26 protein-coding genes and 1 pseudogene are annotated in these 23,885 nt (G+C 65.7%); 15 read left to right on the forward strand and 12 right to left on the reverse strand.

Annotated elements, in window-relative coordinates:
* Window positions 1-726: 726 nt before the first annotated feature.
* The 6 genes from B0B01_RS06450 to B0B01_RS06475 form a co-directional block, all read right to left on the reverse strand.
* Window positions 727-1,521, reverse strand: a complete 795-nt coding sequence (locus B0B01_RS06450) for a DUF1217 domain-containing protein (protein WP_076648804.1) — start codon at window positions 1,519-1,521, stop codon at window positions 727-729.
* Window positions 1,518-1,925 carry a flagellar biosynthesis repressor FlbT gene (flbT, locus tag B0B01_RS06455; RefSeq protein ID WP_076648806.1) on the reverse strand — a complete coding sequence of 136 codons (408 nt, stop codon included), beginning with the start codon at window positions 1,923-1,925 and terminating at the stop codon, window positions 1,518-1,520. Before flbT ends, B0B01_RS06450 begins: the two co-directional genes overlap by 4 nt.
* Window positions 1,922-2,299 (reverse strand): flagellar biosynthesis regulator FlaF, encoded by a 378-nt coding sequence (flaF, locus tag B0B01_RS06460; protein WP_076648808.1) that lies wholly within the window; start codon window positions 2,297-2,299, stop codon window positions 1,922-1,924. Before flaF ends, flbT begins: the two co-directional genes overlap by 4 nt.
* A 64-nt stretch (window positions 2,300-2,363) precedes the next feature.
* Complete coding sequence (locus B0B01_RS06465; protein ID WP_076648810.1) at window positions 2,364-3,188, reverse strand: flagellin N-terminal helical domain-containing protein; 825 nt, start codon at window positions 3,186-3,188, stop codon at window positions 2,364-2,366.
* Window positions 3,189-3,376: 188 nt separating this feature from the next.
* The gene (locus B0B01_RS06470) at window positions 3,377-3,733 is read right to left on the reverse strand and encodes a hypothetical protein (RefSeq protein ID WP_076648812.1); all 357 of its coding nucleotides are present in this window, start codon (window positions 3,731-3,733) and stop codon (window positions 3,377-3,379) included.
* On the reverse strand, window positions 3,714-4,025 hold the full coding sequence (locus B0B01_RS06475) for a rod-binding protein (RefSeq protein WP_083946071.1): 312 nt from the start codon (window positions 4,023-4,025) through the stop codon (window positions 3,714-3,716). Before B0B01_RS06475 ends, B0B01_RS06470 begins: the two co-directional genes overlap by 20 nt.
* A gap of 150 nt (window positions 4,026-4,175) precedes the next feature.
* On the opposite strand from B0B01_RS06475, the gene B0B01_RS06480 reads away from it, so the two are divergent.
* The 5 genes and pseudogenes from B0B01_RS06480 (at window position 4,176) to B0B01_RS06500 (ending at window position 10,500) form a co-directional block, all read left to right on the forward strand.
* Window positions 4,176-5,039 (forward strand): flagellar hook-length control protein FliK, encoded by an 864-nt coding sequence (locus B0B01_RS06480; RefSeq protein ID WP_143733016.1) that lies wholly within the window; start codon window positions 4,176-4,178, stop codon window positions 5,037-5,039.
* 4 nt (window positions 5,040-5,043) lie between these two features.
* Window positions 5,044-5,721: a flagellar hook capping FlgD N-terminal domain-containing protein gene (locus B0B01_RS06485; RefSeq protein WP_076648818.1), complete on the forward strand. Its 678-nt coding sequence runs from the start codon at window positions 5,044-5,046 to the stop codon at window positions 5,719-5,721.
* 768 nt (window positions 5,722-6,489) lie between these two features.
* Entirely contained in the window at window positions 6,490-8,013 is a 1,524-nt protein-coding gene (gene gpmI, locus B0B01_RS06490) for a 2,3-bisphosphoglycerate-independent phosphoglycerate mutase (RefSeq protein WP_076648820.1), read from the forward strand.
* Window positions 8,004-9,146 carry a murein hydrolase activator EnvC family protein gene (locus B0B01_RS06495; RefSeq protein WP_076648822.1) on the forward strand — a complete coding sequence of 381 codons (1,143 nt, stop codon included), beginning with the start codon at window positions 8,004-8,006 and terminating at the stop codon, window positions 9,144-9,146. Before gpmI ends, B0B01_RS06495 begins: the two co-directional genes overlap by 10 nt.
* A gap of 6 nt (window positions 9,147-9,152) precedes the next feature.
* Window positions 9,153-10,500, forward strand: a pseudogene (locus B0B01_RS06500) (S41 family peptidase).
* A gap of 54 nt (window positions 10,501-10,554) precedes the next feature.
* Here B0B01_RS06500 and B0B01_RS06505 read toward each other — a convergent pair.
* On the reverse strand, window positions 10,555-11,889 hold the full coding sequence (locus tag B0B01_RS06505; protein WP_076648824.1) for a FliI/YscN family ATPase: 1,335 nt from the start codon (window positions 11,887-11,889) through the stop codon (window positions 10,555-10,557).
* Window positions 11,890-11,976: 87 nt separating this feature from the next.
* Here B0B01_RS06505 and B0B01_RS06510 point away from each other — a divergent pair, with 87 nt between their 5' ends.
* The 9 genes from B0B01_RS06510 to B0B01_RS06550 are packed head-to-tail and all read left to right on the forward strand — an operon-like array spanning window position 11,977 to window position 16,499.
* Window positions 11,977-12,342 (forward strand): FlgB family protein, encoded by a 366-nt coding sequence (locus B0B01_RS06510; RefSeq protein ID WP_076648826.1) that lies wholly within the window; start codon window positions 11,977-11,979, stop codon window positions 12,340-12,342.
* 17 nt (window positions 12,343-12,359) lie between these two features.
* Window positions 12,360-12,752, forward strand: coding sequence for a flagellar basal body rod protein FlgC (gene flgC / locus B0B01_RS06515; protein ID WP_076648828.1), 393 nt, complete (start codon window positions 12,360-12,362; stop codon window positions 12,750-12,752).
* A 23-nt stretch (window positions 12,753-12,775) separates the two neighbouring features.
* A complete protein-coding gene (gene fliE / locus B0B01_RS06520; protein ID WP_076648830.1) occupies window positions 12,776-13,063 on the forward strand; it encodes a flagellar hook-basal body complex protein FliE in 288 nt (95 codons plus the stop codon).
* 1 nt (window position 13,064) lies between these two features.
* Window positions 13,065-13,337: a flagellar biosynthetic protein FliQ gene (locus tag B0B01_RS06525; RefSeq protein WP_076648832.1), complete on the forward strand. Its 273-nt coding sequence runs from the start codon at window positions 13,065-13,067 to the stop codon at window positions 13,335-13,337.
* The gene (locus tag B0B01_RS06530) at window positions 13,337-14,050 is read left to right on the forward strand and encodes a flagellar hook-basal body complex protein (protein WP_076648834.1); all 714 of its coding nucleotides are present in this window, start codon (window positions 13,337-13,339) and stop codon (window positions 14,048-14,050) included. Before B0B01_RS06525 ends, B0B01_RS06530 begins: the two co-directional genes overlap by 1 nt.
* A 22-nt stretch (window positions 14,051-14,072) precedes the next feature.
* On the forward strand, window positions 14,073-14,858 hold the full coding sequence (gene flgG, locus B0B01_RS06535) for a flagellar basal-body rod protein FlgG (RefSeq protein ID WP_076648836.1): 786 nt from the start codon (window positions 14,073-14,075) through the stop codon (window positions 14,856-14,858).
* Window positions 14,858-15,274, forward strand: coding sequence for a flagellar basal body P-ring formation chaperone FlgA (gene flgA / locus B0B01_RS06540; protein WP_076648838.1), 417 nt, complete (start codon window positions 14,858-14,860; stop codon window positions 15,272-15,274). The genes flgG and flgA overlap by 1 nt, the downstream gene beginning before the upstream one ends.
* A complete protein-coding gene (gene flgH, locus B0B01_RS06545) occupies window positions 15,274-16,014 on the forward strand; it encodes a flagellar basal body L-ring protein FlgH (protein WP_076648840.1) in 741 nt (246 codons plus the stop codon). The genes flgA and flgH overlap by 1 nt, the downstream gene beginning before the upstream one ends.
* Before the next feature lie 8 nt (window positions 16,015-16,022).
* Complete coding sequence (locus tag B0B01_RS06550; RefSeq protein ID WP_076648842.1) at window positions 16,023-16,499, forward strand: flagellar basal body-associated FliL family protein; 477 nt, start codon at window positions 16,023-16,025, stop codon at window positions 16,497-16,499.
* Window positions 16,500-16,528: 29 nt separating this feature from the next.
* On the opposite strand, the gene B0B01_RS06555 is transcribed toward B0B01_RS06550, so the two are convergent.
* Genes B0B01_RS06555 through B0B01_RS06575 form a run of 5 tightly spaced genes read right to left on the reverse strand, consistent with a single transcriptional unit; the run spans window position 16,529 to window position 21,658 of the window.
* Window positions 16,529-16,888 (reverse strand): hypothetical protein, encoded by a 360-nt coding sequence (locus B0B01_RS06555; RefSeq protein ID WP_076648844.1) that lies wholly within the window; start codon window positions 16,886-16,888, stop codon window positions 16,529-16,531.
* The gene (locus B0B01_RS06560) at window positions 16,885-17,976 is read right to left on the reverse strand and encodes an EscU/YscU/HrcU family type III secretion system export apparatus switch protein (protein WP_076648846.1); all 1,092 of its coding nucleotides are present in this window, start codon (window positions 17,974-17,976) and stop codon (window positions 16,885-16,887) included. Before B0B01_RS06560 ends, B0B01_RS06555 begins: the two co-directional genes overlap by 4 nt.
* Entirely contained in the window at window positions 17,973-18,764 is a 792-nt protein-coding gene (locus tag B0B01_RS06565; RefSeq protein ID WP_076648848.1) for a flagellar biosynthetic protein FliR, read from the reverse strand. The genes B0B01_RS06560 and B0B01_RS06565 overlap by 4 nt, the downstream gene beginning before the upstream one ends.
* Window positions 18,761-20,845: a flagellar biosynthesis protein FlhA gene (gene flhA / locus B0B01_RS06570; protein ID WP_076648850.1), complete on the reverse strand. Its 2,085-nt coding sequence runs from the start codon at window positions 20,843-20,845 to the stop codon at window positions 18,761-18,763. The genes B0B01_RS06565 and flhA overlap by 4 nt, the downstream gene beginning before the upstream one ends.
* 9 nt (window positions 20,846-20,854) lie before the next feature.
* Window positions 20,855-21,658, reverse strand: coding sequence for a transglycosylase SLT domain-containing protein (locus B0B01_RS06575; RefSeq protein ID WP_076648852.1), 804 nt, complete (start codon window positions 21,656-21,658; stop codon window positions 20,855-20,857).
* Window positions 21,659-22,161: 503 nt separating this feature from the next.
* On the opposite strand from B0B01_RS06575, the gene B0B01_RS06580 reads away from it, so the two are divergent.
* On the forward strand, window positions 22,162-23,838 hold the full coding sequence (locus tag B0B01_RS06580; RefSeq protein WP_076648854.1) for a formate--tetrahydrofolate ligase: 1,677 nt from the start codon (window positions 22,162-22,164) through the stop codon (window positions 23,836-23,838).
* Window positions 23,839-23,885 lie beyond the last annotated feature (47 nt).

The following is a 23,885-nucleotide window of genomic DNA, read 5'->3' on the forward strand; positions in this document are numbered from 1 at the left end:
TGTTGCGAATGCAGGCATCAAAAGGCCGGTCCATTGCGCCCTTGATGACCCACGGATCAATGCGCGTTGCATCGGGTCGCCAAGTCTGTGCCCCCAACCGCGAAAAGGCGCGCCCAGGGCAGGCAGGGACCTTGCCGGACGTCCAGCGCAGGCGGATCGGCTTTGCTGGGCGAGCGGTTGCATCGACCTGTCCCGAGGTGCCGGAACAAAAGAATACCGGTCAACCTCTGTCAGCACGGCGAACCGCCTTGGCCAGCCAATGGGCCACCGGCCACCCCGTTTCGCAGTCGGTGAACGACGGCATTGCTTACCGGGGCGCACTTCCTGGCCATGCGATACTGGTTCGCCCCTTTGGGCGCGCGGCCGGTCACTTGCTCGACCCGCCGACAACCGGTCCGATTGCTCCATCAGCCGACCGATCCAACATTCCCGGCCGTGTAACGATGCGATCATGTTTTCTGTCGGCGGGCCGACCGACAGAGGCTTTTGGCCGACCGGAAGATGAAGCGTATAGCCGTTCCGGCTCAAGGCGCTCGGCCGATCCGTCCGGACCGAAACCAACCGGGCAGCCTGTCCCCGAGGGCCTGTTCGTTTCGGCTGCTGGCCTGCCGGACCAGCTTCTTGGCACATGCCGGGTCGATCCAGCCATCCTGCTGCGGCAATCACGGCGCGGGGGCCCGCGCGCGGTGCCTTGTTGCGGCAGGAGGAGAGCGGCGCCGGGATCATTCAGTAGCCGCGCAGAAGGATCAGGCTGTTTGCGGCGGGGGAGGCCGCCATGGAGGCGGATTTGACTTGCGAAAGAGCCAGGAACCGCGTGGTCAGGCGCTCCCGCGCCTCCGGCTCGGCGAATTGTGAAATGCTCGAATCACCCATGAACCTCGCCATCTTGTCCTTGAAGGTGTCCAGTTGCCTGTCGATATCAAGCTTGCCAAAGGCCGCCGGAAGGCCAAGAGCGGTCTCGAACATCTTTCGCAGCGGCGGCGACCCCATGACCGTAAACCATTTTGCGTTTTCACTGATCGGCGCAGCGGAAATATCGGCAAGTTCACGCTCGGCGAAAAGCGCGATCCTCATGACATCATCCACATTGCCAACGGCAGATTCGAACCGCTCCATGCGATAAAGACTGATGATCTCTGCCATCGCCTCGGGATCGGAGGTCCGGACCGATTCTCCTGGACCAAAGCCGAAGGCCGCGCTCAATTTGTTGTAACGCCCGTCCATCAGTCGATTCGCCAGGGAATCTTCGGCCTTCGTTCCGTCCTCAAGCACCTTCTGGATGAAATACCGGTTATTCAGGTCGTTTTCCAAACCGAAGGCGCTCAGGGCCACTGACAGAAGCCGCCGGTTGCCCACCAGATCGGCGGCAGTCGTGATATTTCCGATCTCTTCCTTGAAATAGTCGAGGTCGCGAACCACCGCCGACGACTTTTTGAAGGCAGAGAACTGTGCATCATATGTGCGCTGGAGAAACTTCCAGCCTGCAATGCCGGTGCCGGCTATGACGGGCTGATAAGTCATGGCCGCACGCCCGTCGCCATCAGGCGCTGCTCGCGGGGAAGAAGCCTGCGCAACGCCTTGAGACAGCCATAATAATTGTCCTCGGTCAGGGCATCCGTGGCGCCCGAAAGGGCGGTGCGGCTGTCCGGATCCGTGAAGACCTGGCTCAATTCCTCGATCTGCCGCAGCACCGGCAACCGGCCCGCCTGCGGATCCGTGTCGCCGGACAGGACAAGTTGCACCGCATAGCAGGCGCGCCGGACGGGGGTGTTTGCATCGTCCGGGTGGATCGCGTCGCGCATCCGCAGGATATTCACGCGGGGCGAAAGGACCGAAATGCGGCTGCGCCTGTCGCCGTTCTCGATCACGGCGCCGTTGACCAGCACACGCTCTTTCGGAGCCAGAGTAAGAACAAGGCCGCTCATGCTGCTTCCCCCTGGCCGCGCAATCCGGCCATGATCGCCGCGTTGACGTCGAGCAGCGGGTCCACCTCGGCTTCGCCGGCAAGGATCCGGCTTGTATGGGTGCGGGTGAACTCGGCGAGATAGAAAATCCGTCCCTTCAATTCCGCCGGAAGGGCATTATCGGCATCCGACACGGCGGCGGCAAAAATCGTCCAGAGCGCGTTGTTGTCGTAAAGCGCCTGAACCAGACCGGCGAAATCGTTCTGCATGGTGCCGGCCGCCTGCCGAAGGCGGTTCGTGACACGTGCCACGACCTCGTATTCGACGGCCCGCGGTGTCTTGGTCGGCGCCGCAGTCGATGAATAGGCGGTCCGTGCCTGGGAAATTGCGTTCACGTTTCGTCCTCACTTCTTCTGAACAAGGAAAGAGCGGGGCGCCCGCGAGCGCCCCGCCTCAGGTTCAACGGAACAGCGACAGGATCGTCATCGGCGCCTGGTTGGCGATCGACAGCGCCTGAACGCCCAGCTGTTGCTGGGTCTGGAGCGCCTGGAGACGCGCCGAGGCGGCCTCCATGTCGGCATCGACCAGCGCGCCGATACCGGACTTCATGGCATCCATGACCTTGCCGACAAAGACGTTCTGGTTGTTGATGCGCTTTGCCGCGGCACCAAGGGCAGCGGCCCCGTCGATTGCCGTCTGGATATGCGCTTCCAGCGCGACGATCGACTGACGCGCCGCATCAGCATCGGAAACGTCGACATCGCTCAGGTCGAGCGAGGCCTCGAAATCGACACTTTCGACCGTGATCGTTGCCGCGGTGACGGTTCCCGATCCGTCACGGTCGATGGACGACAGAACCTCCAGATCGCCGCCGGCCGTGTTCAACAGATTCTTGCCATTGAACTGCGATCCGCTGATGATCGATTCGATCTCGCTTTTCAGCTTCTCGACGTCGGTGTTCAGCTTCCCGTGATCGACGTTGTCGCCGGTGGCGGCAACGACCTTCTCCTTCATCTCGCTGAGGAGTTCTTCGATACGTTCCGCTCCGGCAGAGGCGACGGCAACGGTGGATTCGCCAAGCGAAAGCGCCGAGGACACGGCCTTGAAGCCCGAAATATCGGAGCCCATGACCTTGGAAATGGCCCAGATGGCAGAGTTGTCCTTTGCCTGGGCGATATCCTTGCCGGTGGAGATCGCGTTCTGCGTCTTCGTCAGATCGTTGTTGATTGCCTTCAGGGTCTGAAGAGCAACCATTGCGCCGTTGTTTGTCAGAATACTCGACATGATTCAGTCCTTTCAATAGGTGATTTTCACCGGTTTCGCCCTGACCGGGGCGGTCTCATGTCATTCTGACAATTGCGATGACCTGTCGGAATCGCGCCACTCGATCATGAGTGCTCTCGACAGTCCGACATTAGAGCGATCCGCCCTCTGCGCAAAATTGAAACTACCTTGCTTTTTCATAAAATCGGTTATGAACGCTTTTCCACGGACCTTGCGGTCACGGAAATATTCTGCATTTTCTTCCCCGTGTGGTCATAGGTTTTCAGGCCGCTGCGCACATCGGCCATCGCACCCATGCGCCTGGCAACATCGCGGATACCGTCAGCGACCTGCTGAAGCAGAACATCGTTGCGCGCGGCCTTGCGCCGCAGCTCGGCAAGGCGCGGAGAGTCACTCAGCGTGGCTGTTGAATTTTCAATCAGATCAAGCTTTTCCATCGCAATTCCCTCCAGTCTTTCGAGTTCTCCCGCCAGGATCACCGCCTTCTCCTGGTCAAGCAGAGCATCCAGCCGAAAAATCACTTGATCAGGTCCAATTTTCGTCATGATTGCGCCCCATCATTTGTTGGAAAATGGATTCGGCCAGGCCGATTCCGCCGTTTTGCGCAATATGTTCGGCCTGCGCGCGCACAAGGACGGAACGGAACTGCTCTTCTCCGGCGCCGCCGCCCAATGCGTCCCGGGCCTCGCCAAAGCCTGCCGATTCGAGCATTTCGGCAAGAAACAGGGCCTCGAGTGCCGCGGCCGCCTCCCGAAGCGCTGGAGCCTTGGGAGCGGGCGGTGGAGAGAGCGCGGTCAAGGATACGGAAACAGTCATGCTTTGCTCCAAATTTTTCATATATTCGGAAACTTCTCTGTCAGCGGTTAAAATATCGGTAACTCCTGACCGCCATCATGCCGATAATCATTCAAAGGGCGCGATATGCTGGCACTCGCAATAAATTTGATTGGCGATAATTCAGCAGCGGGGAGCGGCCAGCCTGCCGATATGTCCGATTCTCCGCCTGAAATGCCGTTCGAGCTGATCCATGCGGAAGCCGAACCGGTCGAGACCGAGGACATGGCCGCCGCCGATCAGGACATGCCGGAGGTCGAGGGCGAATTGGCAGCCGAGGCGCCCGGCGAGCCGCCCCCGCCGATAGGGGCGGGACGCGACGTTATGGCGAACACGATGGCGAACACGGCAAGCGGGCAGACCCCGGCGGAGACCGGACCGAATGCCGCCGGATTGCGAAGCGTCCCGGAAGATCCCTCCGGGGAGCCGGATATCAGGGCGCCGGCGGTACACTCCACGCGGCCGGAACCCGAAGCCCCCACACCGCCGGCCCGCAACACCACCGGCGCCACGCCCACTGTGGTCACGGTTACGGGTGCGGAGGCCGAGCCCGCGGTGGGTGCAAGGCCGGCGGACGCATCCCCTGCTCCAGGCGCTGCGCCTGCCGCGGCCGATCCGCCCGACATGGCGGCCCGTCCAGCCGCGCTCCGGCAGACCGTGCAGGCCATCGAGATACTCATACGCCAGCCGTCCCGCAGCATGGAGATCACCCTCAATCCGCAGGAACTCGGCCATGTGCGGATGACGATCACCCATAACGGGAGCGGAGTGAATGTTTCGGTCCTGGCGGATCGCCCGGAAACGCTCGACCTGCTTCGCCGCCATGTCGATCAACTGGCGGCGGAATTCCTGGAGCTTGGCTATGCGGAGGTCGGTTTCAGCTTTGGAGCGGATCCGCGAGAGGGCCGCCGCGGAGAGGATGCGTTCCCCGACCGCCCGCCACCGGCACCGGACGAGGCGCCAAAGGTTTTCACATTCATCCGCCCGTCGGCTGACGGGCTCGACCTGAGGCTTTGATTCCATGATTTCACCCGACGCGATCGCCAATGTATCGAATTCCGCCTATCCGCGCGGAACCGGCACCGGCAGCGACGAAAGATCGGATACGCTCAGCGCGGATTTCGAGACCTTCCTGAAGATGCTGACCACCCAGGCGCGCTATCAGGATCCGCTGAAACCCATCGATTCGACGGAATATGCCGCCCAGCTCGCGCAGTTTTCCATGGTTGAACAACAGCTGCGCACGAATGATACGCTGGACGCCCTTGTCAGCCAGATGGCGGTTGCGAATCTCGCCGCGCTTGGCGGCTGGGTCGGGATGGAGGCACGCAGCGCAAGCCCGGTCCGGTTCGACGGCAGCCCGATCACGCTCTTTCCCGATCCGCCGCAACTGGCCGAAGAGGCGTTCCTTGTCGTCCGTGACGCGCAGGACCGCGAGGTCCAGCGGGTTGCGATTCCCACCACGGGCGAGCCGGTACAATGGGCCGGCGTCGATGAAAACGGCGAGCCGCTCCCCCGCGGCACTTACCGGTTCACGGTCGAAAGCCATCGCGGCGGCGAGGTGATCGCATCCGACCCGGCCGAGACCTTCGGCCGCGTCGTCGAGGCGCAGATTGACGGGGGTGACGTGTATCTGCTCCTGGACAATGGGCAGACGGTGTCGTCGCATTCGATCACCGCCCTGCGCGCCCCGGGCTGACCGGCACCGGCCCGCAGGCCCGGCGGCAATGATCGCGGATGTCGTAGGCACGGGCCCGGGCACCCTTTCCCGTGGCCGCGCGCCGGGGCGCAAGGACGGTCATCCGCCTGTGCAGCCCTCATTACCGGCCGGATTACGGCGCATTCTCCGCTCCGTTTGACTGTTTTCCCCTGCGCGACAGCAGCGCGTTCGTTCTGCGGCGGCCGGATCGACCCCTTGCGGGAACAGCCGGCGCGGGCTCCCGGCGGTTCGCTCGCCGCGCGCGAAATCGAAACGTTGCGAAAACCGGGCGCGAAATGACCCCATATGCCGACGCCCCGCCCGGGAGCGGTCAGCCGCATCGCACATCCCGGGGCCCGCGCACCGCATTCCAGCCGGAACCGGAAACGAATCGGGCGGTGTCCGAGGGCCGCCCGGAACCCGCATCGGTGTCTATGGAGCATCGGAGCTGACACCTTTCAGCGCGGGGATGTGCCCACTTGGCGGCATGCCTGCCGGAACAGCATCGGGCCGACAGTCGTGCAGCGAAGGCGGGAAGCGCGGAGACCTCATCTATCGCAGCGCTTCCCGCCTTCGCGGTTGCTCCACATCGGCATATCGAGCGGAAAGCCGACAGCCACGGCAGGGCGCGCCGGCACTGTTCGTTTCCGCACACAGGACAGCATCCGCGCCCCCGGCCCCTTTCCTGCGGGCGGCGCGAATTGCGGTTCAACCTCCGCGCATCCGGGGTTAGAACCAGCCTGATCTTTTCGCAACCGGAGCCGATGAATGAGCGCGCCGAAACCTGTTGTCCTGTGCATCCTCGACGGCTGGGGCATCGCGGCACCCGGCCCCGCGAACGCGCCCTTCATGGCGCGGACACCGAATTTCGATGCGATCATCGGCAAGGGGCCGAGTGCGCAACTGGTGACGCACGGGCCGGACGTGGGCCTGCCCGAGGGGCAGATGGGAAATTCCGAGGTCGGCCACATGAACATCGGCGCCGGCCGGATCGTGCTGATGGATCTGGGCCGCATCGACCAGGCGATCGCCAGCGGCAGCTTCTTCGAGAATGCCGCCCTTGCCGATTTCATCGACCGGCTCAGGGTCAGTGGCGGGCGCGCGCATCTTCTGGGCCTGATGTCCGACGGCGGCGTGCACGGGCACATGGGCCACATGATCGCCGCCGCCCAGGCGATGGAGCGCGCCGGGCTTCCGACCATCGTGCATGCGGTCACCGACGGCCGCGACGTGGCGCCGAAATCGGCCCTCGCCTATCTCGACCGGCTGCAGCAGGGGCTGCCGCAAGGGGCGAGGATCGGCACGGTGCTCGGCCGCTACTACGCGATGGACCGGGACCGGCGCTGGGAGCGCGTCATGCGCGCCTTCGACGCTATCACCCGGGCGATCGGGCCCTGCGCACCCAACGCGCGCGCGGCGATCGAGGCCGCCTATGAGCGGGGCGAGACCGACGAGTTCATCGCGCCGACGGTGATCAAGGGCTATGACGGGCTTGCCGCGGGCGAGGGGCTGTTCTGTCTCAACTTCCGCGCCGACCGGGCCCGCCAGATGCTCGCGGCGCTCGGCCAGCCGAGGTTCGACGCCTTCGAAACCGGCGAGCGCCCGCGCCTTGCCGCGCTCATGGGCATGATGGACTATTCCGAGGATCACATGCGCTACATGACCTCGGTGTTCCGCAAGGCCGAGGTGCCGAACACGCTCGGAGCCTGGGTCGCCTCGCACGGGTTGCGCCAGTTCCGCCTCGCCGAGACCGAGAAATATCCCCACGTCACGTTTTTCCTCAATTGCGGACGCGAAGAGCCCGCCGCCGGAGAGGACCGCTGCATGCCGCATTCTTCCAAGGTCGCGACCTATGACCTGAAACCGGACATGGCCTCTGCCGAAGTCACCGAGCATCTCGTCGCCGCGATCAATGACGGCTATGACCTGATCGTGACCAATTACGCCAATCCCGACATGGTGGGGCACAGCGGCCGGACCGAGGCGGCGATCGCCGCCTGCGAAGCGGTGGACCGCTGCCTTGGAAAGGTTCTGGCCGCGCTGGAAAAGGCCGGAGGCGCGATGATCGTCACCGCCGATCACGGCAACTGCGAAATGATGGTCGATCCCGTGACCGGCGGGCCGCACACCGCGCATACGCTCAACCCGGTGCCGGTGGTGCTCGTCGGCGGTCCGCCGGGGGCACGGCTGCGCAACGGGCGGCTTGCCGACCTGGCGCCGACGCTCCTGCATCTCATGGGTCTGCCGAAACCCGCCGAAATGACCGGGCAGAGCCTGATCGAATGCGACTGATCGCGGCCGCCCTGCTCGTGCTGGCCACGACCGGGGCGCTGCAGGCGCAGGGCGACGGGGATCCCGGGCGCGATGCCCGTCTGGCCATGGAACAACTGGAATCGGCCATCGGCCGGCTGGAAAAGGCATCGAGCGCGAGCGACCGCGTGCGCGCCCTGACCGGAACCGTGCGCGCCTTTGAATCCGGCCTTGGCGCCCTGCGGGACGGATTGCGCCGCACCACGGCGCGCGAACGCGCGCTGACGCAGGAGCTTGCCGCGCGCGACGCCGAAATCGGCCGGCTGCTCGGCGTGCTGCTCGCCATCGAAACCGCGCCGCCCCCCGCCCTGCTGCTGCACCCGGCCGGGCCGCTCGGCAGCGCCCGCAGCGCCATGATGCTGACCGAGGCGACGCCCGCGCTTCACGACCGCGCCGCCGGGCTGCGCCGCGACCTGGACGAGGTGCAGACCCTTCAGCTTTTGCAGCGCAAGGCCGTCCGCACCCTTGAAGAGGGGCTAGCCGGCATCCAGCAGGCCCGGGCCGAACTCAGCCAGGCGATCACCGGCCGCACCGCCCTGCCGCGCCGCTTTACCGAGGATCCGGTGCGCACCGCGATCCTGATCTCATCGACCGAAACGCTCGGTGCCTTTGCCGACGGCCTGTCGGAGATCGCCAGGAACGGCGATATCGCCGCAAGCCGCGCGGACATCTCGGCACAAAAGGGCACGCTTCCCCTGCCGGTGGAGGGCAACCTGCTGCACGCGGCCCGCAGCGCGGATGCGGCCGGCATCACCCGCGACGGCATCGTGATCGCCACGCAGCCGCGGGCGCTCGTCGTTTCGCCGGTCGCGGCCACGATCCGCTATCGCGGCCCGCTTCTTGACCTCGGCAACGTGATCATCCTTGAACCGCAGGCCGGTTTGCTTTTTGTTTTGTCGGGTCTCGCCGAAGTCTACGGCGATACCGGCGAAATCGTCCCGGCCGGAACTCCGGTCGGGCTCATGGGCGGGGAGGCTCCACAACCCGGCTCGTTTCTGTCACTAAGCGGTGAGTCCACTGGAACCGGATCTTCGGAATCGCTCTATATGGAAGTTCGAGAGAACGGCGAGCCGGTGGATCCCGAGAGCTGGTTCCGAACCGACAAGGATGGATAGACGGACATGAAAAAACTGGTAATGGCCGCTCTGGGTGGCACGCTGGCCGGGATCGTTGCCACGACGCAACTGGTCGGGCCGCTGGTCGCCCAGGAGGAGGCCGAAACGTCGAGCGTTTACGAGCAGCTGGATCTGTTCGGCGACATTTTCGAGCGGATCCGTGCGCAATATGTCGAGGAAGTCTCTCCATCCGATCTGATCCGCGCCGCGATCAACGGCATGTTGTCGTCGCTCGACCCGCATTCCGGCTATCTGTCACCCGAGGATGCCGACGCGATGCAGGTGCAGACCAAGGGCGAATTCGGCGGGCTCGGCATCGAGGTCACGCAGGAAGAGGGCTTCGTCAAGGTGGTCTCGCCCATGGACGGCACCCCGGCGGCCGAAGCCGGAATCGAGGCCGGCGACTATATCACCCATGTGGATGGCGAAAGCGTGCTCGGGCTCACGCTCGACAAGGCGGTCGATCTGATGCGCGGCCCGGTCGGTTCGGAAATCGAGATCACCGTGGTGCGCGAGGGCGAGACCGAACCCTTCGACGTCAAGCTGACCCGCGACACGATCAAGCTGAATGCCGTGCGCGCCCATCGCGACGAAGATATCGTGGTGCTGCGCATCACCACCTTCAACGATCAGACCATGACCGATCTGGAGGCCAACCTGAAGGAACAGGTCGAGGAAGCCGGCGGCATGGACAATGTGAAGGGCTTTGTCATCGACCTGCGCAACAACCCGGGCGGGCTGCTGACGCAGGCGATTTCGGTGTCGGATGCCTTCCTTGACGAGGGCGAGATCGTCTCGACCCGGGGGCGCGAGGCCGATGACGGGGAGCGTTTCAATGCCACCCCGGGGGGGCGACCTGACCGAGGGCAAGCCGATCGTGGTGCTGATCAATGGCGGATCGGCCAGCGCCTCGGAGATCGTCGCCGGCGCCCTGCAGGATCACGACCGGGCGGTCGTCGTCGGCACCAAGAGCTTCGGCAAGGGGTCGGTCCAGACCGTGATTCCGCTGCGCGGCGCGGGGGCGATGCGCCTGACCACCGCGCGCTATTACACCCCCTCGGGGCGCTCGATCCAGGCACTGGGCGTCGCGCCCGACATCATCGTCGAGCAGCCGCGCCCCAAGCCCAGATCGGAAGAAGAAGAAGCGGAAGAGGATATCTCGGCCCGCATCCGGTCCGAGGCCGACCTTCGCGGGCGGCTGATGAACGACAGCCTCTCCGAGGACGAGCTGCGCCAGATCGAGGAAGAGCGCGAACAGGCCGAGGCCGCGGCGCACCGCCGCATCCAGGATTATCAGCTGGCCTATGCCATCGACATCCTGAAGGGGCTCTCGGCCTTCGAGCCCCGCCAGTAAAAGCGGATATCGCGCGGGCGGGCCGGTGCCGGCCCGCGCGGATGTCGGGACCGGTCACGGATGGGCCGTCTTGCCCGCCCGACGCAGGATCAGTTCGAGCCGGGCAAAGCTGCTCTCGATCCCCTCCGGGTCGGGGCGGGCGAAGAACGCGTCGAGTTCGGGCCAGACCAGCACCGCCCGGTCAAGCAGCGCATCGGCCCCTTCGCTGTAAAGCCCGGCCTTGATCATGACCTCTGACCGCTCGTAAGCGCCAAGCAGCCGCCTGACCTCGGCGATCATCGTGTTTTCCCCGGCACTCGCCGCGTCCGGCAGGCAGCGCGAGACCGAGCGGTTGACGTCGATCGCGGGAAAACGGCCGCGTTCGGCGATGCCGCGATCCAGCACCACATGCCCGTCAAGAACCCCGCGCAAGATGTCGGCAACCGGTTCGTCCATGTCCGACCCGGCCACCAGCACGCTGAACACGGCCGTGATACTGCCCTGGTCCTCCGCCCCGGGGCCGGCGCGCTCGCAAAGCCCGGTGATCAGCGGCGTGAGCGAGGGCGGAAAGCCGCGCATGGCCGAACTCTCGCCGGCGGCGACGGCGATCTCGCGATGCGCCTCGGCAAACCGCGTGACCGAATCCGCCAGGAAAAGGACGTTGCGGCCGCGGTCGCGGAAATATTCGGCCACCGCCATCGCCGCCCAGGCGCAGCGCCGCCGGACCAGCGCCGACTGATCCGACGTCGCCGCGACCACCACCGAGCGCTTCATCCCCTCCGGCCCGAGGGTGCGCTGGACGAAATCGTTCACCTCGCGCCCGCGTTCTCCGATCAGGGCCATCACCACCACATCCGCCGCCATATGCCCGGCGAGTTGCGCGAGCAGCCGCGACTTGCCGACGCCCGAGCCCGCGAAGAGCCCGATTCGCTGCCCTTCGACGATCGGCAGAATCGTGTTCAGAACGGACAGCCCGGTGGGGATTCGCGCGCCGAACGCGCCCCGCGACACGGCGGCGGGCGGCATGGCGGTCACATCGACTCCCTGCGCACCGGACGCGAGCGGGCGGCCGTCGATCGGGCGCCCATAGGGGTCGATCACGCGCCCGATCCAGTGCCGCGACGGCGCAAATTCAGGCACCGGCCGCAGGATCGCCCGGTCGTTCAGCGCCACCCCGTCCGGCGCGCTTTCGGGCAGCATCGCAACATGATCCTGTCCGATCCGCAGCACCTCGCCCTCGAGCGGCACCCCCGACATGCGCGTCAGAATCACCTGGTCGCCGACCCGGGCGCAGGCCGTCAGCCCCGAGATCTGCACCACGCCCCCGCTCACCCCCATGACGCGGCCCAGCGGGCGCATCAGCTGCGCCGTTTCGATCTGCCGGCGCAGCAGGTCCAGATCCGTCACCATGATGCGAACGCTCCATAAATCTCCTGACAAGAGTTTCTAAACGAATCGGAGTTAAGCCTTGATTGAACCGAAACAGGGAAAAGCCCGATGTTCAGCGAACTCGACATCTTCAGGACCGCCCATGCCATGGCCAGCCACGCCGGCCGGCAGCAGGAGGCCATCGCCCGCAACATCGCCAACTCCGACACGCCCGGCTATCGCACGCGGGAGGTTCCCTCGTTTTCCGAAATCCTCGACGGCGATAGCGGGTTCGCCATGCGGCGCACGCGGCCGGGCCATATCGCCCCCGACCCTGCGGAGCCAGTGACCGGCATCGGCCGGGCAACAGGAAATCCGGTCTCCATCGAAGAGGAAATGCTCAAGGCCACGGGCGTCGCGCGCGATCACGAGCGGGCGCTGGCGATCTACCGTTCGTCCCTCTCGGTCCTGCGCAGCAGTCTCGGCCGGTTCTGAACAGGAGTGTCCACGACATGAACGACTTTACCCAGGCGCTCACGGTTTCGGCGAGCGGGATGCGCGCGCAGTCGGCCCGGCTGCGGCACCTGTCGGAAAACATCTCGAATGCCGACACGCCGGGCTATCGACGCAAGCTCATCGCGTTTGAAACCGTCCGCGACCGCGAAACCGGCGCCAGCAAGGTCGTCCCCGGCCCGGTCCGGCTCGACCAGACCGAACGGCAGCGAATCTTCGATCCCTCGCATCCGCTCGCGGACGGCACCGGGCACTATACCGGGTCGAACGTGAACCTGCTGATCGAGATCGCCGACGCCAGGGAGGCGCAGCGAAGTTACGAGGCCAATCTCAAGATGTTCGACCAGGCCCGGCAGATGTCGGCGGGCCTCATGGATCTGCTGCGCAAGTAAATCGACACTCAGGAGAACACCGAATGGATATACACGGTCTTTCCGCCCTGCAGGGCTATGGTGCCGCGCGCCCCGCCACGAGGCCCGATCCGGCCGGACAGGCGGCCGACGGGGCGCGGGCGCTGTTCCGCGATTTCGCCGAAACGCTGCAGAACAGCGAACAGACGGCCATGGCAGCCATGACCGGCGACGCCGATCCCCATGCGCTGGTGCAGGCGCTCGCCCAGACCGAACTCGCGGTCGAGACGGCGGTCACCATTCGCAACAAGGTGGTCGAAGCCTATCAGGAAATCCTGAGGATGCCGGTCTGACATGCTGCTTGAGGGGCTCCTTTTCGACACGCTGCGGCAGGGTCTCTGGGTCGCCGTCCTGATCTCGCTGCCGATCCTCGCGGTCGCGCTTTTGACCGGAGTGACGATCGGCCTGTTCCAGGCGCTGACCTCGATCCAGGAGATGACGCTCACCTTCGTGCCCAAGCTCGGCGCCATCGTCATCGTTTTCTGGCTCTCCATGGGGTTCATGTCGCAGATGCTCGTCTCGTTCTTTCACGACCAGATCCTTCCCCTGATTGCCGGAGGTTCCTGATGGATGCTGCCGCCTATGTCACGCTGTCCCGCCAATCCGGGCTGATGCAGGAAATGCGGGTGATCGCGAACAACATCGCCAACTCCGCCACCACCGGATTCCGCCAGGAGGGGGTGATCTTTTCCGAATATGTCCGCGCGATACCCGATCAGCCTTCGCTCTCCATGACCCGCAGCCAGGTGCGCAACACCTCGCAGGAACAGGGGATGCTGACGCAGACCAACGGCCGCTTCGACCTTGCGATCCAGGGCGACGGCTATTTCCTGATCGAGACACCGGCGGGCGAGCGCCTGACCCGCGCGGGGAGCTTTACCCCGAATGCGCAAGGCGATCTCGTGACGGCGGACGGCCACTTTCTGCTTGATGCCGGCGGCGCGCCGGTCTTCGTGCCGCCCGATGCGGGCGACATCGGCATTTCGAGCGACGGAACCATCAGCAGCGACGGCCGCGCCCTGGGGCAGATCGGCCTGTTCCAACCGGTCGATCCGCTCACGATGCAGCGCGAGGACGGGGTGATGTTCCGCGCCGGCAGCGGGGTCGAGCCCGCCGGCGGCGCAGCAATCCTTCAGGGATATCTGGAATCGTCGAACGTCAGCGCGATTCTCCAGGTCTCGCGCATGATCGAGGTCCAGCGCGCCTATGAGGCGGGGCAGAACCTGCTCAATGCCGAGGACGAGCGGCTGCGGAATGTCATCAAAACTCTGGTCAGGTGAACGCCAGGAGAAAGGAACGGAAATGCGGGCTCTTCAGATTGCCGCCACCGGCATGAGCGCACAGCAGATGCGCGTCGAAACGATTTCGAACAACCTCGCGAACATGAACACGACCGGCTACAACGCGCGGCGGGCGGAATTCGCCGATCTGCATTATCAGCAGGTCGTCCGCCCCGGCACGGTGAACGCCACCGACGGCACGATCCTGCCGACCGGCGTTCAGCTCGGGCTCGAGGTGCGCCCCGCTTCGGTCACGGTGATGCTCGCACAGGGCACATCGCTGCCGACCGGGAACGACCTCGACCTTGCGATCGAGGGCAGCGGCTATCTCGAAGTGCTCCTGCCCTCGGGGCAGTCCGCCTATACCCGCGACGGCAGCCTGAAACGGTCGCCCGACGGGGTGATCGTGACCTCCGACGGCTTCCCCGTGGTGCCGGAGATCACCATTCCCGAGGACGCGCGCAGCATCTCGATCAACGCCGCCGGAGAGGTCTATGCCTATTTCGACGACACTGCCGAGGCGCAGCTCCTGGATCAGTTCACGCTGGCCGGCTTCACCAACGAAAAGGGGCTCGAGGCACTGGGGAGCAACCTCTTTGCCGAAACCGAAGCCTCCGGCCCGGCGATGGTGTCGGAACCCGGCGAGAACGGGCTCGGCACATTGCGCCAGAGCTATCTCGAAAGCAGCACGGTCGATGCCGTCCGCGAGGTGACGCAGCTGATCGAGGCCCAGCGCGGCTATGAAATGAACGCCAAGGTCATCACCGCCGCCGACCAGATGATGGCCGTGACGACGCAGGTCCGCTGATGAAACCGGCGCTCGCCGCCCTGCTGATCGGCGCCGCATCGCAGGCGGGCGCGGATGTGGTCGTCCCGGCGCGCACGATCCGCGCAAAGGAGATCATCGCGGCCGACGACCTGCTGGTGGATCCGGCCACCATCCCCGGCGCGATCGACGATCCGCGCCTCGTGATCGGACAGGAGGCGCGGGTCGCGCTTTATCCGGGGCGCGCGATCCAGCCGGGCGACATCGGTCCCCCCACGCTCGTCGAGCGCAACGACCTGGTCACGCTCACCTTCCGCCGCGGCGGCCTGCACATCATCGCCGAGGGGCGCGCGCTCGGCCGCGGCGCGGCCGGAGAGTCCGTGCGCGCCATGAACCTGTCATCGCGCAACACCATCACCGGACAGGTCCGCGAGGACGGTTCGATCGAGGTCCGATAATGAAACGTCACATCATCCTGCGCGGCGCGGCTCTCGCATCGCTCGTCATTGCGGCCGGATGCAGCAGCCGGGATCACCTCGGCAGGCCGCCGAGCTTCAGCCCCGCGACCGAGAACGTCGAACATGCGGCGATGCTCTGGCCCGGGCTGCCGCTGCACAGCCAGCCGCAGCGCAATGTCGATCAGGCCTCGCTCTGGAGCGGCGGGCGGCGCTCGCTGCTTGGTGACCGGCGCGCCATGACCAAGGGCGACATCCTGACCATCGTCATCGAAATTGATGAAAAGGCCGAGATCTCGAACGACAGTTCGCGCTCGCGCTCGGGCTCGGAAAGCCTCGGCATTCCGCAACTGATCGGCCTGCCGCAGCGGATCGACCGCCGGCTTCCCGATGGCGCCACCATGGCGGATTCGGTCAGCATCGGATCGAACAGCGCCTCGGGCGGCAAGGGGTCGGTCAAGCGCAAGGAAAAGCTGACCCTGCGCGTCGCCGCCACGGTGGTCGATGTGCTGCCGAACGGCGTGCTCGCGGTATCCGGCAGCCAGGAAGTGCGGGTGAATTTCGAACTGCGCGAGCTTCTCGTTTCGGGCTTCGTGCGCCCCGAGGACATCTCGCGCCAGAACGAGATCACCTATGACAAGATCGCCTCGGCGCGCGTGTCCTACGGCGGGCGCGGCCAGATCACCGATGTCCAGCAGCCCCGCTACGGGCAGCAGATCCTCGACGCCGTGCTGCCGTTCTAGGGAAGATCATGCCGAAACGTTTCCTCCCGTTCCTCCTGATCCCGCTCGGCATCCTGTCGGGGGCCGGTGCCGCGGTCTTTCTGGCGCCGCCGGAGGACGACGCGCAAGCCGCAGTGCCCGACACGGACGAAGCGGCCGAGGACGGGGATGTTCCGGCTGCCGGGCTGGAATATGTCAAGCTCAACAACCAGTTCGTCATCCCGGTGGTGTCGCGCGACCGGATCAGTTCGCTCGTCGTGCTCTCGCTCAGCATCGAGATCACCGCCGGCCAGCGCGCGCGCGTCTTCGAACAGGAACCGAAGCTGCGCGATGCCTTCCTGCGCGTCCTGTTCGACCACGCCAATATCGGCGGCTTCAACGGCCCCTTCACGCAGGAGGACCGGCTCGGCCCGCTGCGGACAGCGCTGCGCGACGCGGCACGGAAGGAATTGGGAAAAGACGTCAGAAACGTGCTGATCGTGGATATCCTGCGCCAGGATCCCTGACCTCCCTGCCCCGCAAGCGGCGGGGCATATCACCGCCGGCTGCGCAGCCGTTTCTGTTCGGCCATGGCACGCTCGATCAGCTGGCGCACCGCCTCGTTGCGGCCGAAGGCGCCCCGGAGCCGGTCGAGCGCGGCAAGCTTCTGCGCCCGCACCTGTGCCAGTTCCATTCCAAGGTCGCGCAGCGAACGGTCGCGCCAGGCCTCCCAGGCCAGATCCGCGCCGATCGCCTGCATCTGCCGGTCCCCGTAATGGCTGCTCTGCGCGCGCAGCCGCGAGATGCTGGCCTGCAGCGCCGCCTCGCGCGTGAGGATCTCCTGGATGCGGCGGTGTTCATCCATGTAAAGCGCCTCGGTCACGGCGCCGAGCTGCCGGATCCGGTCCGCGGTCATGTTGCACCGGCCCGCGCCCGGGCGCGCATCGCCTCGGCGAACCGGATCGCGGCGGCCACCGGGCGATAATATTCCTCGGGAATCTCGCGGCCCAGCGCCACGGTGGCATGGATCGCCCGTGCGGTCGGCGGATCGCTGTGGATCGGGACGCCCGCCTCCATCGCGTGGCGCCGGATGGCCGCGGCGACCTCGTCCACGCCCTTGGCAACGCAGACCGGCGCGGCGCCGGCCTTGCGGCTCCATTTCAGCGCCACGGCATAATGGGTCGGGTTGACGATGACCACATCGGCGGTCGGGACATCGGCCATCATCCGGTTCATGGCGATCTCCTGCCCGCGCTGGCGGCGCTGCTGCTTGATATGCGGGTCGCCCTCGGAGTCCTTGTGTTCGTCCATCACCTCCTTGCGCGACATGCGGTTCTTGCGCAGGTGGTCGTGGTGCTGCCAGATCATGTCGAGCACGGCGATCACCGCCGCGACGAGCAGGGCAAGCGACATGAACTCGATGCAGAGCCGCGCCATGAGGGCGATCCCCGCCCGCACGTCCGAGGCCATCACCCCGACCATCTCGGACAGACGCGCCCGCAGGAACAGCCCGAGGCAGGCGGAATAGACCAGGAGCTTGGTAAAGCTCTTCGCGAATTCGAACAGGCCCGAGCGGCCGAACTTGTTCTTCGCATTGCCCAGGATCGAGATGCGCGACACCTTGGGCGCGATCTTCGAGGGCGCAAAGACAAAGGCACGCTGGGCCAGCAGCGAGAGGACCACCGCGCCGGCCGGCAGCACGTACCACGGCAACAGCGCACCGCCGATTGTCTGCATCATGCCGCCGGCCGGGATCCGGGCGGGCTCGTCGAAGAACAGCGGCGCAAGGCGGTCGGGGCGCTCGAGCAGCGTCACCAGCGCCGATCCGAACCCGTTGATCGCGCCCGTCCCGAACACCGTGGCGGCAAGCAGGATCCCGCCGTAGGCCGCCGCCACCGACACATCTGTCGATTTCGCGATCTGCCCCTTTTCGCGCGCACGCTGGAGCTTCTGCGGCGAGGCCTCATGGCTCTTTTCGCTGTCGTCATCGCCCGCCTCGCTCATCGCGGCACCGCCATCGGATCGGCCATGAAGGCCGAGAGGCCATTCACCCAGACCGTCAGCAGCAGCGGCGCGCTGACAAACAGCAGAAGCAGCCCGCCGAAGGTGATGAGCGGGGCACCGACAAAGGCGACCATAAGCTGCGGCATGGCGCGGTTGATGACGCCGAGCGTCAGGTTATAGATCAGCGACGCGATCACGAAGGGGATCGCAAGGCCGAGCGCGAGCGAAAACGCCCGCGCGATCCGCGCCACGCCCCAGGCCGAGAGATCCGCAGCGGCAGGCACGAATCCCGCCGGAAAGACCTGATAGGACTCGATCAGCAGGCGCGCCGCCTGCACATGGAGCCCCGCCGTCACCGCAAGCGCCAGCCCGGCAACCATCAGCAGATGCCCCATGGCCGGGATCGGCTCGACCCCGGCACCGCCCAGCAACTGGGCGAGCGAGGTCGATTGCGCGGCGATGGATCCGGCCGTCTGCAGCGCGATGACAAAAAGGCGCACGCCGATGCCAAGCGCGAGGCCGATCAGCGTCTCGGTCAGGATGAAACGCAGAAGCCCCGGGCCGGCAGCCGCACCATCGGCGATCAAAGGAGCGACGGCGGGGGCGATCGTCGGGGCGACGACCATGGTGAAGACGAGCGCGATGCAGAGCCGGACCCGCATCGGCACCGACTGTTCGCCGAAGGCCGGCAACAGCGACACCAGTGCGGCAACCCGGAAGAACACGATCGCCGCCTGCCAGATCTGCAGCGCGAGGTAGGATTGCAGCTCTGGCGGCAGGGTGATCATGCGGCCACGGTTCCGATCAGTGCCGGGCGCGCCTCGAGCCCGATCTCCTCGAATGAGAGCACCGGATTGGTGAGCCCGCGGGCGTGCATGATCGTGCGCAGGAAGCGCCGCCGCCGCGCCGATGTGACCAGCGCAGGGACCAATCCCGATTCGCTGCCCTGGTTCATCTGTTCCGTCAGCCCCTCGGACAGGCGGTTGAACAGGTCGGGCGGCAGGGCGACATCCATGCTGCCGGCGCTGCCCTCGACCTGGTAGGCGGAGAAGGTTTCCTCCCATTCCGGCGCAAGCTGGATCAGGGGAATCGTTCCGTCGACGCGTTTCATCCCGGCCACGATCTGGAAGCCGAGCCGCTGGCGGACCTGTTCGCAGATCGCCTCCGGCCGGGTCGAGACCAGCCGCGCCTCGGCGATGGTTTCCAGTATGAGCGGCAGGTTGCGGATCGAAACACGTTCTTCCAGAAGAAGGCGCAGGACCGCGTGCAGGGTGTTCATGGGCACCTTGTCGGGGATCAGGTCGTCCAGCAGGCGGCGGTTTTCCTCGGCCCGGGCGGGATCGGACAGCCGGGTCATCTCTGCAAGCAGGCGGCGCAGGGACTTGAGCGTCAGCAGCCGGGCGAAATTCTGCTTCATGATCTCGAGCAGGTGGGTCGCGAGGATCTCGGGCGGCGTGACCACGGTCGCGCCGGACAGGGCGGCGGCATCCTGGTCCCGCGGCGTGATCCAGCGCGCCGGCGCGCCATAGACCGGCTCGCGAACGTCGTTGCCCGCCGGCATCCCGCCGCCGCCCTCCGGGAGCAGCGCCATCACCATATCGGGGCGGAGCGTTCCGCGCGCATGTTCGACGCCCTGGATGCGGATGACATAGGTGCCGTCCGGCAGGCCGGGCTGATCGGTCAGGCGGATGTCGGGCAGCACGAGGCCAAAAACCATCGCCACGTGGCGCCGCATGTTGGCGATCCGCACATCGAGCCCGGTGCCGGGATCGAGCACCATATTCACGAGATCCGGCGCAAATTCCACATGCACGTCGTCGAGGTCGAGCACATCGCCAAGCAGGTCGCGCGCCTCGGGGGCCGGCTCGGCCGTCCTGGCCGGTTGCAGGTCCTGCGCCTCGCCGCGCTTTTTCATCCGCCAGGCCAGATAGCCAAGCAGCACCGCGCCGGCAATGAAGGGCACGAAGGGCAGGCCGGGCACCAGCGCGAACAGCGCCATCAGCACCGCAACCGTCGCCAGCGCCGAGGGATAGCGGCCAAGCTGGTCGAACAGCGCGCGATCGGTCGCCCCGGTGATGCCGCCCCGCGACAGCAGCAGGGCCGAAGCGATCGAGATGATGACCGCCGGGATCTGGGTCACGAGCCCGTCGCCCACCGTCAGGATCGCATAGGTCTCGAGCGCCGATGCAAGCGGCATCTTGTGCACCACGATCCCCATCACCAGCCCCATCACGAGGTTCAGCAGCGTGATCAGCAACCCCGCAACCGCGTCGCCCTTGACGAATTTGGACACCCCGTCGAGCGAGCCGAAGAAGGTCGTCTCCTGCTGTTCGCGCTCACGCCGCTCACGCGCCTGCTGATGGTCGATCGCGCCGGCGGACATGTCGCTGTCGATGGCAAGTTGCTTGCCCGGCATCCCGTCGAGCGCGAAACGCGCCCCGACCTCGGCCATGCGCGCCGCGCCCTTGGTGATGACGACGAAATTCACGATCAGAAGCACGCCGAACACCACCAGCCCCAGAAAGACGCTGCCGCCCATCACGAATTGCGCAAAGGCCTGGATCACATGGCCGGCCGCACCGGTCCCGGTGTGCCCCTGCCCGATGATCAGCTTGGTCGACGAGATGTTGAGCGACAGGCGCAGCATCAGCGACGCGAGCAGGATTGTCGGAAAGGACGAGAAATCGAGCGGCCGCTCAATGAAGAGCGTGACCGTGAAGATCAGGATCGCGAGCCCGAAGGAGAACGCGAGCCCCGTGTCGAGCACCCAGGCCGGCACGGGCAGGATCATCATCACGATGACCGCCATGAGGGCCATCGTCAGCAGCACCGTGGGGCGGAACAGGGCTTTCATCGACATGGAGTTCATTGCGCGCCTTCAGTTCAGGAACAGGAATGCCGGACGGTCGGCGGTGTCGGGCGCTGGGCCCGCCCGGGGCCCGAGCGGAACCAGCGAGCCCATGACCGGCGCACCGCCGCCGATGAAGGGCAGCGGGTCGGTGCCGGCCAGCGCCACGATCACCCCCGGCGCCTCGATACCGCCGCCGCGATCTGTGTCCCGCGGACGCGCGCCGGCCGCTCCCATGGTGCTGCGGATCCGGGCGAAGCGGGCCGTATAGCTGCGTGCATGGCTCGGCGTGCGGGAATGATAGGCGCCGGCGGCAGCCGACCAGTCACCGAGTTCGCGGTACAGCTCCATCAGGAATTTGGCCGCGTAGCGCGCATTGAGTTCGGGGTCGAACATCTCGTCGATGGAGCGGAACGCGTCCCCGTGCCAGCGGTAGTTGATCTGGAAACAGCCAACATCAAAACTGCGCGCCCCGGCCTTGAACCGGGCAAAGACAAAGGCGCGGGCAGCGTCCCTTGTCTCGAACCAGTGGCCGGTGCCTTCCATGTTCACGGTCCAGGGCCAGGGTTCGAGTTCGCCGCCGCGCATCCGGCCGGTTTCGGCCCGGGTGATCGCCCGCATCACGTCGAGCGGAACGCCATGTGCCCGCGACGCACGGTGAGCCACCTTGTCGCAGACGGCCGCCACCATGGAGGGGCGCGATGCCGCCGGTGCCGCCGATGCGGGAGCCGCCGGCAGCACGAGCAGCGCCACCGGCAACAGGAGCATCAGCAGACCATGCAGGGCGCGCCGTTGCTGCGCGCTGCGGGCAGTGGAAATCGGGTTGTCGGGCATGAAGTTCGGCCCCGGTGGCGAGTCACATCGGGCCCACGATGGACAGCAGCCGTTTAGAATCTATTATCGCGTTTCGAGAATCACGCTTGATTCCGCGCCGGCTCTGTGGCGATTTGGCCCTGTCTCCGGCTGCGCGCAACCGGAACCGCCAGTCGGCCGACACGCCGGCGCGTCGAGGAAACGGCGACAGGAAACGAAGAATGATCTTGACAACGCGACGGCAAAGGCGTGTTGACCCATAAGAAAAATAATTAAACATTGGGAATAAGACGGGGAGAGTGACACGCGGTGGCCGTGATCCGACAGCGACACGACAGGAAGGCCGGCAGATGCCTTGTGCATCGCGCCATCTCTGTTGTCGTCTCCGGCCGGCCGGCGCCCTGTCCGCCCCCTGCTTATCGTCCGCCCGCTGCGGCACTTGACCGAAGGGGCGCCGGATGCCCCTTGGCGGCAGAATGATCCGATAAAAATCCAACCGAACTCAGACCAGGAGCGACAACAGAATGGCCATGAAGTCCGATATTCAGATCGCACGCGAAGCCAGCAAGAAACCCATTCAGGAAATCGGCGAGAAGCTCGGCATCCCTTCCGACGAACTGCTGCCCTACGGGCATGACAAGGCGAAAGTCAGCCAGAAATTCATCAACCAGGTTCGCGGCAACAAGGACGGCAAGCTGATCCTCGTGACCTCGATCAACCCGACCCCGGCGGGCGAGGGAAAATCCACCACCACCGTGGGCCTCGTCGATGGTCTGAACCGTATCGGCAAGAAGGCCGCCGTCTGCATCCGCGAGGCATCGCTCGGACCGAACTTCGGCATGAAGGGCGGCGCCGCCGGTGGTGGCTATGCGCAGGTCGTTCCCATGGACGACATGAACCTGCACTTCACCGGCGACTTCCACGCGATCACCTCGGCGCACAACCTGCTGGCCGCGATGATCGACAACCACATCTACTGGGGCAACAGCCTCGAGATCGACACCCGCCGCGTGACCTGGCGCCGGGTCATCGACATGAACGACCGCGCCCTGCGCCAGATCACGGCCAGCCTGGGCGGCGTTTCCAACGGCTTCCCGCGCGAGGCCGGCTTCGACATCACCGTGGCGTCCGAAGTCATGGCGATCCTGTGCCTTGCGAACGACCTCAAGGATCTGCAGGAACGCCTCGGCGCCATGATCGTCGCCTATCGCCGCGACAAGTCGCCGGTCTATGCCCGCGACATCAAGGCCGACGGCGCCATGACCGTCCTGCTCAAGGACGCGATGCAGCCGAACCTCGTGCAGACGCTCGAGAACAACCCGGCCTTCGTCCACGGCGGCCCCTTCGCGAACATCGCCCACGGCTGCAACTCGGTCATCGCCACGACCACCGCGCTCAAGCTGGCGGATTACGTCGTCACCGAAGCCGGTTTCGGTGCCGATCTCGGCGCCGAGAAGTTCATGGACATCAAGTGCCGCAAGGCGGGTCTGCACCCGGCCGTCGTGGTGCTGGTCGCCACCGTGCGCGCGATGAAGATGAACGGCGGGCTGGGCAAGAACGAGCTCGACCACGAGGATGTCGAGGCCGTCAAGAAAGGCTGCCCGAACCTCGGCCGCCACATCGAGAACGTGAAATCCTTCGGCGTGCCGGTCGTGGTGGCGCTCAACCACTTCGTCCACGACACCGAGGCCGAGATTCAGGCGGTCAAGGATTACGTCAAGACCATGGGTGCGGAAGCGATCGTCTCCAAGCACTGGGCACAGGGCGGCGAAGGCGCGGTTGACCTTGCCACCCGTGTCGCCGAGGTCGCGGACGAGGATCCGGGCAACTTCTCGCCCATCTATCCCGACGACATGGGGCTGTTCCAGAAGATCGAAACCATCGCCAAGCGCATCTACCGCGCCGACGAGGTGCTGGCCGATCAGAAGATCCGCAACCAGCTCAAGGAATGGGAAGAGCAGGGCTACGGCAACCTGCCGATCTGCATGGCCAAGACGCAGTACAGCTTTACCACCGACCCGAACCGCCGCGGCGCCCCCACGGGCTTTGGCGTGCCGGTGCGCGAGGTGCGCCTGAGCGCCGGCGCCGGTTTCGTGGTGGTGATCTGCGGCGAGATCATGACCATGCCGGGCCTGCCGAGCGTGCCTTCGGCCGTGAACATCAAGCTGGACGCCAATGGCGACATCGAAGGTCTGTCCTGACGACCGGCCGATCAGCTAACGGGGACGCGGGGCAGACAGCCTCGCGT

It is taken from the genome of Pontibaca methylaminivorans, assembly GCF_900156525.1.
GTDB classification, from domain to species: Bacteria; Pseudomonadota; Alphaproteobacteria; order Rhodobacterales; family Rhodobacteraceae; genus Pontibaca; species Pontibaca methylaminivorans.